The sequence below is a fragment of the Pandoraea apista genome (assembly GCF_001465595.2).
GTDB classification, from domain to species: domain Bacteria; phylum Pseudomonadota; class Gammaproteobacteria; order Burkholderiales; family Burkholderiaceae; genus Pandoraea; species Pandoraea apista.
On sequence record NZ_CP013481.2, the window covers coordinates 2,630,551 to 2,648,053 of the forward strand.

At 63.2% G+C, this 17,503-nt stretch carries 11 protein-coding genes; 5 read left to right on the forward strand and 6 right to left on the reverse strand.

All coding sequences use genetic code 11. From position 1 onward, the window contains the following. The 4 genes from dapE to dapC form a co-directional block, all read right to left on the reverse strand. Positions 1 to 1,152: a succinyl-diaminopimelate desuccinylase gene (dapE, locus tag AT395_RS12250; RefSeq protein ID WP_042115759.1), complete on the reverse strand. Its 1,152-nt coding sequence runs from the start codon at positions 1,150 to 1,152 to the stop codon at positions 1 to 3. A gap of 4 nt (positions 1,153 to 1,156) precedes the next feature. Beyond that, positions 1,157 to 1,504 (reverse strand): ArsC family reductase, encoded by a 348-nt coding sequence (locus AT395_RS12255; protein WP_042115760.1) that lies wholly within the window; start codon positions 1,502 to 1,504, stop codon positions 1,157 to 1,159. Between the two features lie 96 nt (positions 1,505 to 1,600). After that, positions 1,601 to 2,428 (reverse strand): 2,3,4,5-tetrahydropyridine-2,6-dicarboxylate N-succinyltransferase, encoded by an 828-nt coding sequence (gene dapD / locus AT395_RS12260; RefSeq protein ID WP_042115761.1) that lies wholly within the window; start codon positions 2,426 to 2,428, stop codon positions 1,601 to 1,603. 24 nt (positions 2,429 to 2,452) lie between these two features. Beyond that, positions 2,453 to 3,655: a succinyldiaminopimelate transaminase gene (gene dapC / locus AT395_RS12265; protein ID WP_058375194.1), complete on the reverse strand. Its 1,203-nt coding sequence runs from the start codon at positions 3,653 to 3,655 to the stop codon at positions 2,453 to 2,455. 351 nt (positions 3,656 to 4,006) lie between these two features. Between dapC and AT395_RS12270 the strand changes: the two genes are divergently transcribed. The 5 genes from AT395_RS12270 (at position 4,007) to def (ending at position 13,020) form a co-directional block, all read left to right on the forward strand. Beyond that, positions 4,007 to 4,993 (forward strand): DMT family transporter, encoded by a 987-nt coding sequence (locus tag AT395_RS12270; RefSeq protein WP_048629341.1) that lies wholly within the window; start codon positions 4,007 to 4,009, stop codon positions 4,991 to 4,993. A 122-nt stretch (positions 4,994 to 5,115) separates the two neighbouring features. Then, positions 5,116 to 8,631: a chromosome segregation protein SMC gene (gene smc / locus AT395_RS12275; RefSeq protein WP_048629342.1), complete on the forward strand. Its 3,516-nt coding sequence runs from the start codon at positions 5,116 to 5,118 to the stop codon at positions 8,629 to 8,631. A 39-nt stretch (positions 8,632 to 8,670) separates the two neighbouring features. Continuing rightward, entirely contained in the window at positions 8,671 to 10,194 is a 1,524-nt protein-coding gene (locus AT395_RS12280; RefSeq protein WP_048629343.1) for a cell division protein ZipA C-terminal FtsZ-binding domain-containing protein, read from the forward strand. A 182-nt stretch (positions 10,195 to 10,376) separates the two neighbouring features. Further along, on the forward strand, positions 10,377 to 12,470 hold the full coding sequence (ligA, locus tag AT395_RS12285; protein WP_072632825.1) for an NAD-dependent DNA ligase LigA: 2,094 nt from the start codon (positions 10,377 to 10,379) through the stop codon (positions 12,468 to 12,470). Between the two features lie 16 nt (positions 12,471 to 12,486). Further along, complete coding sequence (gene def / locus AT395_RS12290; protein WP_042115767.1) at positions 12,487 to 13,020, forward strand: peptide deformylase; 534 nt, start codon at positions 12,487 to 12,489, stop codon at positions 13,018 to 13,020. A gap of 104 nt (positions 13,021 to 13,124) precedes the next feature. Here the strand turns inward: def and AT395_RS12295 are convergent, their stop codons facing one another. Both AT395_RS12295 and AT395_RS12300 read right to left on the reverse strand, forming a co-directional pair. After that, positions 13,125 to 14,930 (reverse strand): pseudouridine synthase, encoded by a 1,806-nt coding sequence (locus tag AT395_RS12295; protein WP_053086386.1) that lies wholly within the window; start codon positions 14,928 to 14,930, stop codon positions 13,125 to 13,127. Continuing rightward, on the reverse strand, positions 14,927 to 17,491 hold the full coding sequence (locus AT395_RS12300; protein ID WP_048629346.1) for a [protein-PII] uridylyltransferase: 2,565 nt from the start codon (positions 17,489 to 17,491) through the stop codon (positions 14,927 to 14,929). Before AT395_RS12300 ends, AT395_RS12295 begins: the two co-directional genes overlap by 4 nt. Between the last annotated feature and the right edge of the window lie 12 nt (positions 17,492 to 17,503).

The following is a 17,503-nucleotide window of genomic DNA, read 5'->3' on the forward strand; positions in this document are numbered from 1 at the left end:
TTACGCTACCAGACGCTTCAGCACGCCACGGTAGATGTTCTTGAGCGGCTCGATATCGGCCACGGCAATGTGTTCGTCGATCTTGTGAATGCTGGCATTGCAAGGACCGAATTCGATGACCTGCGGGCAGATCCGCGCAATGAAGCGGCCATCCGACGTGCCGCCTGTCGTCGAGAGTTCGGTCTGAAGCCCCGTTTCTTCATGGATCGCGCTCGACAGCGCCTCCGACAGATCGCCGCGCGGTGTCAGGAACGGCTGGCCGCTGATCGACCAATCCAGCGTATAGGTCAGGCCGTGACGGTCGAGCAGTTCATGCACGCGCTGTTGCAGACCCTCGGACGTGCTGGCCGTCGAGAAGCGGAAGTTGAACATCACGGTCAACTCGCCCGGGATGACGTTGGTCGCGCCGGTGCCCGCGTGAATGTTCGAGATCTGCCACGTGGTGGGCGGGAAATAGTCGTTGCCATTGTCCCAGACCGTTTGTGTCAGCTCGGCAAGCGCCGGGGCGAACAAATGCGTGGGGTTCTTGGCGAGATGGGGGTACGCGATGTGGCCCTGAACACCCTTGACCACGAGCTTGCCGGACATCGATCCGCGGCGGCCGTTCTTGACCATGTCGCCCAACTGCTGGCTCGACGTCGGCTCACCGACCACGCAGTAGTCCAGGCGCTCGCCGCGCGCCTTCAGCGCCTCGACGACCTTGACCGTGCCGTCAGTGGCGGGGCCTTCTTCGTCGCTCGTCAGCAAAAAGCCGATGGCGCCGGTGTGATCCGGGTGTTGGGCGACGAATTCCTCCGAAGCGACCACAAAAGCCGCGAGCGATGTCTTCATGTCGGCGGCGCCGCGGCCGTAGAGCATGCCGTCACGATGCGTTGGCGCAAACGGATCGGAATGCCATTGGTCGAGCGGGCCGGTCGGCACGACGTCTGTGTGGCCGGCGAAGACGAGCAGTTTGCCGTCGGTGCCGCGCGTGCCGCGCTTGACTGCCCACAGGTTGGTCACGCCGTTCGACGCGATGGTCTCGCACGCGAAGCCGATCGCTTCGAGGCGGCGCGCCAGAATTGTCTGGCAATCGCGGTCTTCGGGGGTCACCGAATGACGGGCGATCAGTTGTTCGGTAAGCGCCAGCGTGGCGCCTTGGGAGGAAGTCATGAAGTCAGAATCGTGAGGCGTAACTGTCAGGCGTGAAGCCCACGGAAACCTTGCCGTTCGCCACCAGCACGGGGCGCTTGATGAGCGACGGGTTTTCAATCATCAGGGTGCGTGCTACCGACTCGTCGGCAGCCGCAGCCTGTTGCTCCGGTGAGAGCTTGCGCCACGTTGTGCCCTTGCGGTTGAGCAACGTGGCGAGCGGCACCTGAGCGAGCCAGGTGCCCAGCAGTGCGTCGTTCACGCCCGCCTTCTTGAAGTCGTGGAAGTCGTACGCCACGCCGTGCTCGTCGAGCCACGTGCGCGCCTTCTTCACGGTATCGCAGTTGGGAATGCCGTACAGCACTGCCGTCATCGCCGGAACTCCTGATGTCGCAAATACAAAAACAAAAACGAGGCGCCAACATCGCGGCCATGACCGCGACCCGCGCCTCGCCGGTGCCGCGTGGACTTATTCGCCGCGCAGCAGGTCGTTGATCGCCGTCTTGGCGCGCGTTTGCGCGTCGACCTTCTTCACAATCACGGCGCAGTACAGGCTGTACTTGCCATCCTTGGACGGCAGGTTGCCCGGCACGACGACCGAGCCGGCCGGCACGCGACCGTAATGCACTTCACCCGTTTCGCGGTCGTAGATCTTGGTCGACTGACCCAGATACACGCCCATCGAGATCACCGAGTTTTCTTCGACGATCACGCCTTCCACGACTTCCGAGCGAGCGCCGATGAAGCAGTTGTCTTCGATGATGACCGGGTTGGCTTGCAGCGGCTCGAGCACGCCACCGATGCCGACACCGCCCGAGAGGTGAACATTCTTGCCGATTTGCGCGCAGGAACCGACCGTGGCCCACGTGTCGACCATGGTGCCTTCGTCAACGTAGGCGCCGATGTTGGTGTACGAGGGCATCAGCACGACATTCTTGCCGATGAACGAGCCGCGGCGTGCCACTGCCGGCGGCACCACGCGGAAGCCGCCGCGTGCGAAGTCTTCGGCGGTGTAGTTGGCGAACTTGCTCGGCACCTTGTCGTAAAACTGGCTGAAGCCGCCAGCCGGCATGACGGCGTTGTCTTCGAGGCGGAACGACAGCAGCACGGCCTTCTTGACCCACTGGTTCACGATCCACTGGCCGTCTTGCTTCTGGGCCACGCGCAGGGCGCCCTTGTCGAGTTCGGCGATGACGTGGGCGACAGCCTCACGCACATCGGCAGGTGCCGACTTGGCCGAGATCTCGGCACGGTTTTCCCAGGCTTGGTCGATGATGGTTTGCAGTTGTTGCGACATGGCGAGAATCAGTTGCAGAAAGGATTAAAGGGATTGGCAGAACTGCACGATGCGCTGGGCGCCTTCGGTGCATTCGTCCACATCGGCCACGAGGGCGATGCGCACATAGTTCTCGCCCGGGTTGGTGCCGTGCGCCGCGCGGCCCAGATACGACCCGGGCAGTACGGCCACATTGTATTGCGCCAGCAATTGGCGCGTGAATTCCGTGTCGGACAGACCGGTTTTCGTGTCGACCTTGGCCCACAGGTAAAACCCGGCGTCAGGCAGACGCACGTCGAGCACTTCGGCGAGCATTGGCGTAACGGTCTGGAACTTCTTCAGGTACTTGCTGCGGTTCAGGCGCACGTGGGCTTCGTCGTTCCACGCCGCAACGCTCGCCGCTTGCACGGCCGGGCTCATCGCGCAGCCATGGTAGGTGCGATACAGCAGGAATTTCTTCAGGATCGCGGCGTCTCCCGCCACGAAGCCCGAGCGCATGCCGGGCACGTTCGAGCGCTTCGACAGGCTGGAGAAGACCACCAGACGCTCAAAGCCACGACCCAGTTGGTGGGCCGCCGCAAGGCCGCCCAGCGGGGCGCGCTCTTCGTCGAAATAGATCTCGGAGTAGCACTCGTCGGAGGCGATCACGAAACCGTATTCGTCGGAGAGTTCGAACAGACGCTTCCAGTCCGCCAGTCCCAGCACCGCACCGGTCGGATTGCCGGGCGAGCAGAGATAGACAAGCTGGACGTCGCGCCAGACCTCCACCGGTACGCCGTCATAGTTCGGAGCGAAATTGCGCGCCGGATCGCTGTCGACGTAATAAGGCGTTGCACCGGCGAGCAGCGTTGCGCCTTCATAGATCTGATAGAACGGGTTCGGGCACATGACGCGTGCGCCGGGCTTGCTGCCGTCGACGACCGCCTGTGCGAACGAGAAAAGCGCCTCGCGGGAGCCCGTGACCGGCAGCACTTCGGTCGCCGGATTCACGTTGGGCAGCGCGTAGCGGCGTTCCAGCCACGCGGCGATGGCCGCGCGCAGCGGCTCGCCGCCCGCCGTGGCGGGGTAGTTCGAGAGGCCGCCCAGCCCTTCGATCAAGGCTTCCTTGATGAACTGCGGCGTCGGGTGCTTGGGCTCACCGATGCCGAAGCTGATGGCCTTGAAGGCGCTCGCGGGCGTAACATCCGCCACCAGCGACTTCAGGCGTTCGAAGGGGTAGGGCTGGAGCTTGTCGAGTAATGGGTTCACGAGAATTCAAACAGACTCAGGGCTAGGGTTCGCGACACCACGCAGGGCATCGTTCGAGACAATTCGGGCCGCGCGAGGCGGCTGGGCCCGACCAGATCCTCCGGGCACCGGCGCGCCAGGAAGCATTTTCCGGTGCCAGGCTTGCGGATGGCAGGCCACGTATGGGGTCGCACTTATCCGGTACATCACGCGAAGGGGTTCCCGGACGCGCTCAAGAATGGCAAGATCGGCAAAGCGAAAATTATACCGTTACGGCGCCTACAAAGCGCGACTGCCGCGTAATTCAGCACATTCCGAGGCGCCAATGGGGCAAGTCTGCGGAGTATCTCAGGTTTTTCAGGAGTCAACAGTATGACCGTAGCCGGCAACGGCGCGCACGGCCCGGAATCGACCGCCGGCGCATCGCTGCGCACCCGGGCGGCGCCCGCCTTGGCCATTCTTATCGGCTCTTCCGTGTGGGGGCTGGCCTGGTTCCCTTACCGCGTGCTTGCCCAGTGGGGCGTGGCGGCAGTGCCTGCGCAGATTTGCACCGGCAGCATTGCGTTGCTGCTGCTCACGCTGGTCTATCGGCGCTCGCTCGGTACGCTGCGCTGGTCGTGGCTGCTGGTCGGCGTGGCATTCGCCGGGGGCACGACCAATGTGGCGTTCGTCTGGGGGACGACGCACGGCCATGTCATGCGCGTGTTACTGCTTTTTTATCTGACCCCCGTATGGACGGCGCTTTTCGCCCACTGGCTGCTCGGCGAGCGCGTGGGCATGCGGGGCGCGAGCCTGATCGCGCTGGCGCTGGGCGGGGCAGGACTGATGCTGTGGTCGCCCGAGTTGGGCTGGCCGGTGCCTAACAATCCCGGCGAATGGGCGGGTGCCATTGCCGGCGCGGCTTTTGCGCTGAATAACGTATTACTGCGGCGTGTCAGTCAGGCGCTGCCGGACGTGCGCGCTGAAATGCGCAGTTGGACACTCTATCTTGGCTGTGTGGTTGGCGGATTGCTGGTGCTGCCGTTCGATGGCGGTGCCGAAGCCGGCCGTGCCACCGTGTCGGTACTCACCTCGAGCATGTCGGCGGCTGCGGTTGCACTGGCCCTGGGTTGCACCATTGCGGTAACCAACGTCATCGTGCAGTTCGGTCTGGCGCGGGTGCCGGCCAATCAGGCCGCGCTGATCATGCTTTTCGAGATCGTGGTGGCGGCGGTCTCGTCCTGGTGGCTTGCCAGCGAGGGGTTGGGCGTGCGCGAAATCGCCGGTGGGCTATGCATCGTCGCGGCGGGTGTCTTGTCCGGACTTCTGCCGGATTCAGGTCGTTGTAAATCCGCGACGGCAGGGGATGCGATGGTATGATGCGTACCGATGTTATATCGATGTAAGCGGCCTGCGCACGCCAGCGTGCGCGAGGCCCGACAGGACCAGCTAGCGCGTCTGCGTCTTTCCCATCATTCAATGACCGATAAAGCGAACCTGCCGTGCGTCTGACCTCCATCAAACTCGCTGGCTTCAAGTCTTTCGTCGATCCGACGAACTTCGCGGTACCTGGCCAACTGGTCGGGATCGTCGGCCCGAACGGGTGCGGCAAATCCAACATCATCGACGCCGTGCGCTGGGTGCTCGGCGAATCGCGCGCTTCCGAGCTGCGCGGCGAATCGATGCAGGACGTGATTTTCAACGGGTCGACCGCACGCAAACAGGCAAGTCGCGCCAGCGTCGAACTCGTGTTCGACAACAGCGCCGGGCGTGCCGCCGGGCAGTGGAGCCAGTACGCCGAAATCGCCGTCAAGCGCGTGCTCACGCGCGATGGCACCTCCAGCTACTACATCAACAACCTGCCGGCTCGCCGCCGCGACATTCAGGACATCTTCCTCGGTACCGGCCTTGGGCCGCGCGCCTACGCCATCATCGGGCAGGGGATGATCTCGCGCATCATCGAGGCCAAGCCCGAAGAGTTGCGTGTGTTCCTCGAAGAAGCCGCAGGCGTCTCCAAATACAAGGAGCGCCGTCGCGAGACCGAGAATCGCTTGCAGGACACGCGTGAAAACCTCACGCGCGTTGAAGATATTCTGCGCGAACTCGGCACCAATCTCGAGAAGCTCGAATCGCAGGCCGTTGTCGCCAACCGCTTCAAGGATTTGCAGCGGGACGGTGAGGAAAAGCAGCAACTGCTGTGGCTGCTGCGCAAGAACGAAGCCCAGAACGAGCAAGAGCGTCAGCAACGCGCAATCGAATCGGCACAGGTCGATCTCGAAGCGCAGATGGCGCGTTTGCGCGGTTCGGAGTCCGATCTCGAAACGCTGCGCGCCGCGCACTACACGGCCACAGACGCCGTGCAGGCCGCGCAAAGCGCCATGTACGAGGCGAATTCGGAAGTCAGCCGTCTGGAAGCCGAGATTCGCTACGTTGTCGAGTCGCGCAATCGCGTGCAAGCCCAACTGGCGGCACTGACCTCGCAGCGCGAGCAGTGGCTGGCCCGTTCGGCGCAATCGGAAGAGGAACTCGCGCTCGCTGAAGAAGAACTCATCATCGCCGAGGAGCGTGCGGCGACCGCGCAAGATCAGGCGGCCGAGCAGAACGACGCACTGCCTGCCCTCGAAGCCAGTTGGCGCGATGCGCAGAACTTGCTCAACGAGCAACGTGGCGAGATCGCACAGGTCGAACAGAGTCTGAAGCTCGAGGCAGCGCACCAGCGCAATGCCGATCAGGCCCTGCAGCAATTGCAGCAGCGTCAGGAACGTTTGCAGGGCGAGGCGCGAGGGCTGGACAAGCCCGACGAAGTCGAACTGGAAACGCAGCGTGCCGAACTTGCCGAGCATCAGGCGATGCTCGAAGACGCGCAAGCCGAACTCGCCGAAGCGCAGGAGCGCCTGCCGCGACTGGAAGCCGAACGTGCCGAGGCGCAGGCCCGGGTGCAGTCTGAAGCCGCGACCATTGCCCAGCTTGAAGCGCGGCTCACGGCACTCAAACAACTGCAGGAAAGCGTTCAGACGGAAGGCAAGGTGCAGCCTTGGCTCGACAAACACGAGCTGGCGCAACTGCCGCGTCTCTGGAAGAAGCTGCATATCGAGCCGGGCTGGGAAAACGCGCTCGAATCGGTGCTGCGCGAGCGTCTCGCGGCACTGGAAATCAGCAATCTCGACTGGGTGAAAGCCTTTGCGAGCGATGCGCCGCCGGCCAAGCTGGCGTTCTATTCGCCGCCGCCGGCTGCGCGTCCGATCGAAGCGCCGGCCGCACTGCGCCCGCTGCTCTCGTTGCTACGAATCGACGATCCGGGCCTGCGTGCGGTGTTGCAGGAATGGCTGGGCCAGGTCTTCGTCGCCGACGATCTGACGCAAGCGATGGTTGCCCGGGCGCAACTGCCGGAAGGGGCGTCGATCGTCGTCAAGGCGGGGCATCAGGTCACGCGGGTGGGGGTGCAGCTTTACGCAGCCGACTCCGAGCAGGCCGGTTTGCTCGCGCGCCAGCAGGAAATCGAGAATCTGGGCAAGCAGCTGCGTGCGCAGGTATTGCTTTCGGATGAAGCCAAGGCAACCGCAGTGCGTGCCGAGGCTGCGTACAGTCAGGCGGCGCAGTCGCTGAGCGACGTGCGCGGACGTGCCGAGCGTGCTACGCAACGTGTGCATGCGTTGCAGATGGATGTGCTCAAGCTGACGCAAGCGTATGAGCGCTACAACGCCCGCAGCACGCAGATCGACGAAGAACTGAACGAGATCGCCGCGCAGATCGAAGAACAAATGGCGCTGCGCGCCGAATCGGAAGCGAATTTCGAGCAAAACGACGTGCGTCTGGCCGAATTGCAGGCAACGTTCGAAGACGGTCAGCTTGAGTTCGAATCGCTCGACAGCCGGCTCTCGGATGCCCGCAACCGTGCGCGCGAACTGGAGCGCCTGGCTCAGGAAGCGTCTTACGGCCAGAAGGGGATCGCAAGCAAGATCGACGAGCATCGCCGCAATATTCAGACGGCGCTCGAGCAGGCCGAGCGCCTGGTGGTGTCGATCGAGCAGGCGCAGGCCGAACTTGCGCAGATCACTGAGCAGACGGTCGAGAACGGTTTGCAGGACGCGCTTGAGTTGCGCGCCGAGAAAGAAGAGATTCTTGGTGCTGCCCGCATCGAACTCGATGCCCTGACGCAAAAGTTGCGCCAGAGCGACGAGGAACGTCTGGCCGCCGAGCGAGGCTTGCAGCCGCTGCGTGATCGCATCACGGAATTGCAATTGAAGGAACAGGCGGCACGCCTGAACCGCGAGCAGTTCGTCGAGCAACTGGCGACGGCGGAAGTCGATGAGGAGGCCCTCTCGGCCAAACTAACGCCGGATCTCAAGCCGTCGTATCTGCAAGGCGAAGTCACCCGCATCAACAACGCGATCAACGCGCTGGGCCCGGTCAACATGGCCGCGCTCGAAGAGCTGGAAACGGCACGCGAGCGCAAGGTTTTCCTCGACGCACAGTCTGCCGACCTGAACGACGCCATCGAAACGCTCGAAGGCGCCATTCGCAAGATCGACGAAGAAACGCGTGTGTTGCTGCAAGGCACGTTCGACGAAGTGAACAAGCATTTCGGCGAACTGTTCCCGATGCTGTTCGGCGGCGGACAAGCCAAGCTGATCATGACGGGCGACGAAATTCTCGACGCGGGCGTGCAAGTGATGGCGCAGCCGCCGGGCAAAAAGAACTCCACGATTCATTTGCTGTCTGGTGGTGAGAAGGCGCTCACGGCGATTGCGCTGGTTTTCGGCATGTTCCAGCTCAATCCCGCGCCGTTCTGCTTGCTCGATGAGGTGGACGCACCGCTTGACGATGCCAACACCGAGCGCTACGCCAGGATGGTGGCGCGCATGTCGGACCGTACCCAATTCGTATTTATTTCGCATAACAAAATCGCGATGGAAATGGCCAATCAGCTCATCGGCGTCACCATGCAGGAACAAGGGGTGTCGCGGATCGTGGCGGTGGACATGGAGTCTGCGATCAATCTGGCCGAGATCGCCTGACCCCGCGCCTACGATGGAGAAGAGAGAGGAACGCCGCGCATGAATGAACTGCAGCTGAGTTTGATTGCCGCAGGGGTAGTGGTACTGCTGGGGGTCGTGGGTTATAACGCCTGGCAAGGCAGCAAGGCGCGCGCACGCATTCCGCGTCGCATGCCGGTCGACGGTGCCGGTATCGACGCCACTGCCGGCACGCCCGACGCCGACGACGACCGTCCGTTCATCGAACCGACGCTTTCGCCACCGCGCGTGCCCGTGCAATCGGGCGAGCGTCGTGAACCGACACTGGGTGGCTCCGCCGCGCCGGGTGTTTCCGTGCAGGACGCCTTCGCGATCAACGAAGACGCCTGGGATGCACCGCCTGCCTCGCGCAAGCGCGCCGCACAAGAGGCGGCCGCGCTGGCGGCGCAAGGTGGTGACACCCTTGCGGCTTCGACCGGGACCGCATCGACGGCAGACGCTGCCCAACACGCGCATTCGGACCCGCAGTCGGACGAGCAGGCACGCGATGCGGAGCAAGCCGCTGCCGCAAGCACGGTGGCTCGCCTCGACGCCGAACTGGCGGCCGACGACACCGTGGACGCCTCCGCCGCAGGTGCGGCTGCTGCGGCCGCCGCCGCTCCCGATGCCGAAACGCTCGCGCACGCACAAGGTGCCGGTGCCCCTGTGGCAGAAGCCGAGGCGGTCGCTACCGAGGCGCCGACGACGCCCGTTGTAACCACGCGTGCGGCCGTGCCGAGCGGGCCGCCGCCTGTCATTGACGAGCGCATCGACTGCATTGTCGAGTTGCCGCTGGCGAACATGGTGGCTGCGGAGCGCCTGATGCCCTTGACCGTGCGCATGCGACGCGCGGGCGGCAAGCCGGTCAACGTCGAGGGGCGTGCCGACGAACACTCGCCGTGGGAACTGATTCGCACGGGCGGGCGCTACCACCAGTTGCGCATGGCTGTGCAGTTGGCCAACCGTGCGGGGGCGTTGAACGAAGTCGAGTTTTCGGAATTCTCCAACCTCGTTCAAACGCTTGCGGACGCGGTCGATGCGTTGCCGGAATTGCCCGACATGATGGAGACGGTGGCCCGTGGCCGGGAACTCGATAGTTTCGCCGCGCAATGCGACGCGCAACTGTCGGTCAATGTGCTCTCGGACGGCGCTCCCTGGTCGGCGAACTACGTGCAGGCCGTAGCGACGCAGGACGGTCTGCTGCTCTCGCGCGACGGCATGCGTTTCGTCAAGCTCGACGCCCGCCAGAATCCGGTGTTCATGCTGCAGTTCGGCGACACCAACTTCTTGCGCGACGATCTGACGTACAAGGGCGGCGATCTGATTACGATGTTGCTCGACGTGCCGGTGGCCGATGAAGACCTGCTGCCGTTCCGTCTGATGTGCGATTACGCCCGTTCGATCGGGCAACGTATTGGCGGGCGTGTCGTGGACGACCAACGCCGGCCGCTTTCGGATGCTGCGCTGCAAAACGTCGACAAACAATTGCTCAAGCTTTACGAACGCCTCGAGGCGCGGGGTTTGCCGGCCGGTTCGCCGGTGACACGCCGCCTGTTCAGCCAGTAACAACGAGGCCGTGCGCGGCGAGACGACGATCAGCCAGATCTGTCAGACGCCGCGTTCGATGCACGCCGTTCACCGTCGGGTGAGCGGCGTTTTTGTTCCGATTGATTGCTGCTATCGGCGACGCGCAGGTGCGTACGTCGAAGGCATAATATTCTGACTTCTCGTACCCCGAGTTTCCAAGCATGTCCCAAACTTCCGTTCCGGGTCAGGGCGCGAACGCGCCGACAGAGGCCGATGCAACGGCCGCTGCGCAACGTGCTGCCGAATTGCGCATCGAACTGGCGCGTCACAACCGCGCCTATTACGAAGACGATGCGCCGCTGATTCCCGATGCCGAGTACGACCGCCTGTTCGGCGAACTGGTCGCACTCGAGACCGATTTCCCAGAATTGCAACGTCCCGATTCGCCCACGCAACGTGTAGGCGGCAAGCCGGTGGATGGATTCGCGCCGGTCGTGCACCGGGTACCGATGCTCTCGCTCAATAACGGCTTTGCGGATGAGGACGTCGAGGCGTTCGACCGCCGGGTGTCCGATGGGCTTCGCGATGGCAATGCGCCGTCGGGCGATCTGTTCGGCGCGCCGGTCGAATATGCGGCCGAGTTGAAGTTCGACGGCCTGGCAATTGCCCTGCGTTACGAGCACGGTGTGCTGGTGCAGGCGGCAACGCGCGGCGATGGCACGACCGGTGAGGATGTTACCGCGAATATCCGCACAATCAAGAAGATCCCGTTGAGCCTCGACACAGACAACCCGCCGGAAGTGCTTGAGGTACGGGGCGAGGTGCTGATGTTCCGTGCCGACTTCGACAAACTCAATCGCGCTCAGGAAGCGGCAGGCGAGAAGGTCTTCGTCAATCCGCGCAATGCGGCGGCAGGCAGCCTGCGACAACTCGATTCGAAGATTACGGCCAGACGTCCGTTGTCGTTTTTTGCGTACGGGGTAGGCGAATTGGTGGGTGTCCCCATGCCGGAGACACACTCGGCCTTGCTCGATTGGTACGTTACGCTGGGCATTCCGGTGAACGAGCGCCGCGAGGTCGTGCACGGCGCCGCCGGGTTGCTGGCGTTCTACCGGGCGGTGGGCGAGGCGCGTGAATCGCTGCCGTACGATATCGATGGGGTGGTCTACAAGGTCAATCGCCGCGACGAGCAGGACCGTCTTGGGTTTGTCTCGCGCGCGCCGCGCTTCGCACTGGCACATAAGTTCCCGGCTCAGGAAGCGCTGACGACATTGCTGGACATTGAAGTGCAGGTGGGGCGAACCGGCGCGATTACGCCGGTGGCACGGCTCGCGCCGGTGTTCGTCGGCGGGGCGACGGTGACCAATGCGACGTTGCACAACGAGGACGAGATCCGCCGCAAGGACGTCATGATCGGCGATACGGTGATTGTGCGCCGAGCGGGCGATGTAATTCCCGAAGTTGTCGGATCGGTGCTCGAACGCCGACCGGCCGACGCACGGGCGTTTGTCATGCCGACGGCGTGCCCCGTGTGCGGTTCGGCCATCGAGAAGTTGCCGGACGAGGTCATCGCGCGCTGCACCGGCGGGCTGATCTGCGCGGCGCAGCGCAAGCAGGCGTTACTGCACTTTGCTCAACGCCGGGCGCTCGACATCGAAGGGCTTGGCGACAAGCTCGTCGAGCAACTGGTCGACCAGCAGATCATTCGGACGCCGGCGGACCTTTTCAAGCTCGGTGTTGCGAAGCTCGCGGCGCTTGATCGCATGGCGGACAAGTCGGCGTCGAATCTGGTGGCGGCGCTGGAGACGGCGCGTCACACCACGCTGGCGCGGTTCATCTTCGCGCTGGGTATCCGTCATGTGGGCGAGGCGACGGCGAAGGATCTGGCACGTCATTTCGGCAAGCTCGATAACGTGATGGCGGCAAGTACAGAGGAACTGCTGGCGGTGCCGGACGTCGGACCTATTGTGGCGCAGTCCATCGCCAATTTCTTTGGCGAGCCCCATAATGTCGAGGTCATCGAACAACTGCGGGCGGCCGGTGTGACCTGGCCGGAATCCGAGCCTGCGGCCGTGGCGCCGCTGCCGTTGGCCGGCAAGACGTTCGTGCTGACGGGCACGCTGCCGACGCTCTCTCGCGACGAGGCGAAAGCCATGCTCGAGGAGCGGGGGGCGAAGGTGGCGGGTTCGGTGTCGGCGAAGACCGACTACGTGGTGGCGGGCGCTGAGGCGGGCAGTAAATTGGCGAAAGCAGAGGCACTGGGGGTGCCTGTGCTGGACGAAGAGGCTATGCGGGCGATGTTGGCCGCGCTTTGATGTGAGGACCCAACCGATGATTCGCGACATTCTGAAGATGGGCGATCCGCGCCTGCTGCGTATCGCTAAACCCGTGGAGCAGTTCAATACGCCGGAGCTCGACGAACTCGTCAGAGACATGTTCGACACCATGAAACATGCAAACGGCGCCGGTCTCGCCGCGCCGCAAATCGGTGTCGATTTGCAAGTGGTGATCTTCGGTTTCGAGCACAACGAGCGTTATCCCGATGCGCCCGAGGTTCCCGAAACCGTGCTTATCAACCCTGTCATCACGCCGCTCACGCAGGACATGGAAGAGGGCTGGGAAGGCTGTCTGTCGGTGCCCGGGTTGCGCGGCATGGTCAATCGTTACTCGATGCTGCGTTACGAGGGGCTGGACGAGAAAGGCAACCCGATCGATCGTGTGGCCGAGGGTTTTCACGCCCGCGTGGTGCAGCACGAATGTGACCACCTGATCGGCAAGCTCTATCCGATGCGGATTACCGACTTCAGCAAGTTTGGCTTCACCGAGATTCTCTTCCCGGGGCTCGATCCAACTAGCGACGACTGATGCGGGATGCCGTTGGCGAGCGTGTTTCGTTGGTCCTTCGGCATTCGCAGGAATAAAAAAAGCCCGCCTTTATGGCGGGCTTTTTCATGCGCGAAACCGCTGACTCAGAATCCTTCGCCGGCGCGCAGATAACGCCATTCCCCAACGGGCAGGTTACCCAGCGTGATGCGTCCCATGCGTACGCGCTTGAGGCCGGTCACGTGCAAGCCGACGAGTTCGCACATCCGGCGAATCTGACGCTTCTTGCCTTCCTTGAGCACGAAACGCAATTGCTCCGGATTTTGCCATTCGACTTGCGCAGGCTTGAGCGGCTGATCGTCGAGTTCGAGGCCGTGGCGTAGCAAGGCCAGACGCTCGGCCGGGAAGTGCGCCTCGACGTTTTGCTCGTGTTCGTTGTACGACACGCGCACGAGGTATTCCTTCTCGATATCCGAGTCTTCGCCAATCAGTTGCTTGGCGATTCGACCGTCCTGCGTCAGCACGAGCAGGCCGGTGGAGTCGATGTCGAGGCGGCCGGCCGGGGCAAGGCTGCGCAAATGCGACGGCGAGAAACGCACACCGGCATCGTCCTCGGACCAATGGTTTTCACGCGTCACCAGGACGACGGCGGGTTCGTAGCCGTCTTCTGCTTGCCCGGAGACGTAGCCAACCGGTTTGTGGATCAGGATCGTGACGCGATTGGCCTGTTCCTTTCGTGCGGCTTGCACGACGGTGATTTCCTGCGTCGGCAGAATCTTCGTGCCGAGTTCCGTCATGACCTTGCCGTCAACACGAACCCACCCTTTGGCGATCCACTCATCGGCTTCGCGGCGCGAGCACAGGCCAAGTTCCGACATGCGCTTCGACAGACGCAACGACCCGGCAGCGTCGTGATGGACCTTGATGTCATCGTCGTCGTCGCGGGGTGTTCGCGGTGCGCGACCGGGGCGTGTCGAGCGGGAAGTATGGCTGTCGCGATCGTCAGTCCCGCGCTTGACGGGGCGCGCGTAATCGCTACGTGCGCCACCTTCGGTAGCGCGGCGTGGACGGTCTTCATCGAAGCGACGCGGCGCACGATCATCCGTGCCGCGCTTGGCTGGGCGCGCGTAATCGCTGCGGGCACCGCCTTCGGTAGCACGGCGTGGACGGTCTTCGTCGAAGCGACGCGGCGCACGATCATCCGTGCTGCGTTTAGCCGGGCGGGCGTAATCGCTACGTGCTCCGCCTTCGGTAGCACGGCGTGGACGGTCTTCGTCGAAGCGACGCGGCGCACGATCATCTGTGCCGCGTTTGACCGGGCGTGCGTAATCGCCACGTGCACCGCCTTCGGCGGCACGGCGCGGACGGTCTTCGTCGAAGCGACGCGGCGCACGATCATCCGTGCCGCGTTTGACCGGGCGTGCGTAATCGCCACGTGCACCGCCTTCGGTAGTACGGCGTGGACGGTCTTCGTCGAAGCGACGCGGCGCACGATCATCCGTGCCGCGTTTAGCCGGGCGGGCGTAATCGCCACGTGCACCGCCTTCGGCGGCACGGCGCGGACGGTCTTCGTCGAAGCGACGCGGACGCGACTCGTCGTCAAAGCGTACGGGACGTGCGCCTGCAACGCGTTCACGCTGACCACGCGCTGGCGGACGCTCACCCATCGGTCGCTTCTCGTAAGGCTTGGCCGCACTCGTGGCAGGTTTGCGCGGCGCAGCGCCACTGTCGGCTGCGCGGCGTGGGCCGGCCGGCGTCGCGGCATCGTCTGCCGGACGCGGACGCGCCGGTTTTGCCGCCGGCTTCTTCTTTGCACCATTGGCGTCGAGCATCGACGCAGGCACAGCTTTGGTCGCACGGCGCAGTGCGCCGGATGACCTCACCGGAGCGCGAGTCTTGTCGAGAGTGCGGGGGTGTTTGGCGCCGAGTTTGGCGCGCGGGGTATCGCTCATGGTTCCAATGCTTCTAGTAATTCGGTCTCCACGGCAATTTGCAGGCGATTGTCCTGCAAACGGCTGCCATCGAGCAGGAACGTATCTTCGACACGTTCGCCGAGGGTATTGATGCGGGCGGTACGCACGCTCACGCCATGACGCGCGAGTACGCGAGCGACCGCATAGAGCAAGCCGGTGCGGTCGTTAGCCGACACCGACAGCAGGTAGTACTGGCCGCGCTCGTCAGGTCGCAAATCGACGCGCGGTGTGACCGGAAAGCTGCGCGAACGTCGTGGCAACCGTCCTTTGCTGGGTTCCGCCAGCGGTTCAACGCGCGTGAGCAGCGACACCAATTCGCTCTCCACCAGATTGATGATGTCCCGGTAACTGGTGTCGAGGCCCGGGTCCGTCAGCAGGAAGCTGTCCAGTGCGAAGCCGTGGCTGGTCGTGTGCACCTTGGCATCGAGAATCGACAGGCCCTTGCGCTCGAAGTAGCCGCAAATGCGGGCGAACAGATCCACCTGATCGCGCACATAAACCATGACCTGCAACCCCTCGCCAATCGGCGACGGACGTGCCTTGACGATCGGCACAGAACTGTCGACATGCCGCCACAAATGACGCGTCTGCCATGCGACGTCCGCTGGATCGTTGCGCAGGAAGTACGCAACGTCGAGCGTGCTCCAGAGCGCTTCCTGCGCGCGCTCCGGCACCGTGTACAGTCGCAGCAGCCCGAGCGCTTCTTCCTTGCGCGTTTTCAATTGAGAATGCGGATCCGGGTTCGCACCGCCCAATACTTGCAAGGTCAGCCGGTAGAGGTCTTCAAGCAGCTTGCCCTTCCAGGCGTTCCACACTTTCGGACTGGTGCCGCGAATATCCGCGACCGTCAGCAGGTACAGCGCCGTCAGGCGCCGTTCATTGCCTACCTTCTCCGCAAAGCGGCGGATCACGTCGGGGTCGGTGGTGTCCTGCTTCTGTGCGACGGTGCTCATCGTCAGGTGCTCGCCAACCAGCCAGACGATCAGTTCCGTATCTTCCTTGTCGATGCCGTGGCGTGTGCAGAAGCGTCGTGCATCGACCATGCCGAGCGTGGAGTGGTCGCCGCCGCGCCCCTTCGCAATGTCGTGGAAAAGGGCGGCGATCGTCAGCACCCACGGTCTGTCGAAGTTGGCGATCAACTGGCTGCAAAACGGATACTCGTGAGTGTGCTCCGCCACGGCAAACCGGCGGATGTTCCGCACGACCATCAGGATGTGCTGATCGACCGTGTACACGTGATACAGATCGTGCTGCATCTGTCCGACCACGCGACGGAAATTGATCAGGTACCGGCCGAGCACGCTCGTCTGATTCATCAGGCGCAAGGCATGAGTGATGCCCTGCGGTTGCTGAAGAATCGCGAGAAACGTGCGACGGTTCTCGGGGTCGGCGCGCCACTGTGCATTCATCAGTTCGCGCGCATTGTACAGCGCGCGTAATGTGCGCGCCGATAGACCTTTCACGCCCACGACCTGCTCGTACAGCAGGAAGGTCTCAAGGATTGCGTTGGGATGGCGCTGGTACAACTCGTCATCCACGATCTCGATCATGCCTTGCTTTTCGACAAAACGCTCGTTGATCACACGCGTGACGCCGCTGGTCTGTGGGAACAGGCGAGCCTCGACGTTGAGCAGCAGGACCGTATTGAGCTGCGAGACAGCCTTTGCTGCCCAGTAGTAGCGGCGCATGAGTTGCTCGCTGGCCCGCTTTGTCGTGGTGGCGTTGAAACCAAGACTCTGCGCGAGCGCTGTCTGCATGTCGAACACCAACACGTCCTGGCGCCGTCGCGCGAGCAGGTGAAGCCGTGCCCGCAGGCCTTTCAGGAACTGTTCGTTGCGACGCAATTCCTTGAGTTCGCGATCGGTCAGCAAGTCCCGCGCGAACAGTTCCGACCAACTATTGCCCAAGCCCGCGGCTTTGGTCATCCACAGAATGACTTGCAGATCGCGCAACCCGCCGGGGCTTTCCTTGCAGTTCGGTTCGAGGCTGTATGGCGTGTCTTGATATTTCGCGTGCCGCTGGCGAATTTCCAATTGTTTGCTGCGGAAAAACGCACGCGGATCCAGGTCCGCCGAAAAGCGTTGTTCGAATTCGTCGAAGAGGGCGCGATTGCCTGTCAAAAGTCGCGCTTCGAGCAGGCTTGTTTGTACCGTGATATCGGCCCGGGCTTCGGTGATGCACTCATCGACCGTGCGCACCGATGAACCGATTTCGAGCCCGATGTCCCAAAGAAAGCCGATGAACGGCTCCACATGCGAGGTAAGCGCTGCACTTTCGGCATGCCGGTGCAGCAACAGAATGTCGACGTCGGAATGAGGGTACAACTCGCCACGTCCGTAGCCACCGACCGCGACGAGCGCGAGATCGCCGGGCATCTGGCACTCGGTCCAGGCATCGCGCATGGCCAGATCAACGGCCTGACTCAAGCCGTGCAACAGGGTATCGATTTTGCCGTGTGTGGAGAAGCGTTCGACAAGCTCGGCCTTGCGTTCCTTGAGGGCCTGACGTAGCGGAGAAGGGGCGTGCGCGCGCGCGTGCATGACGGCTTCCTG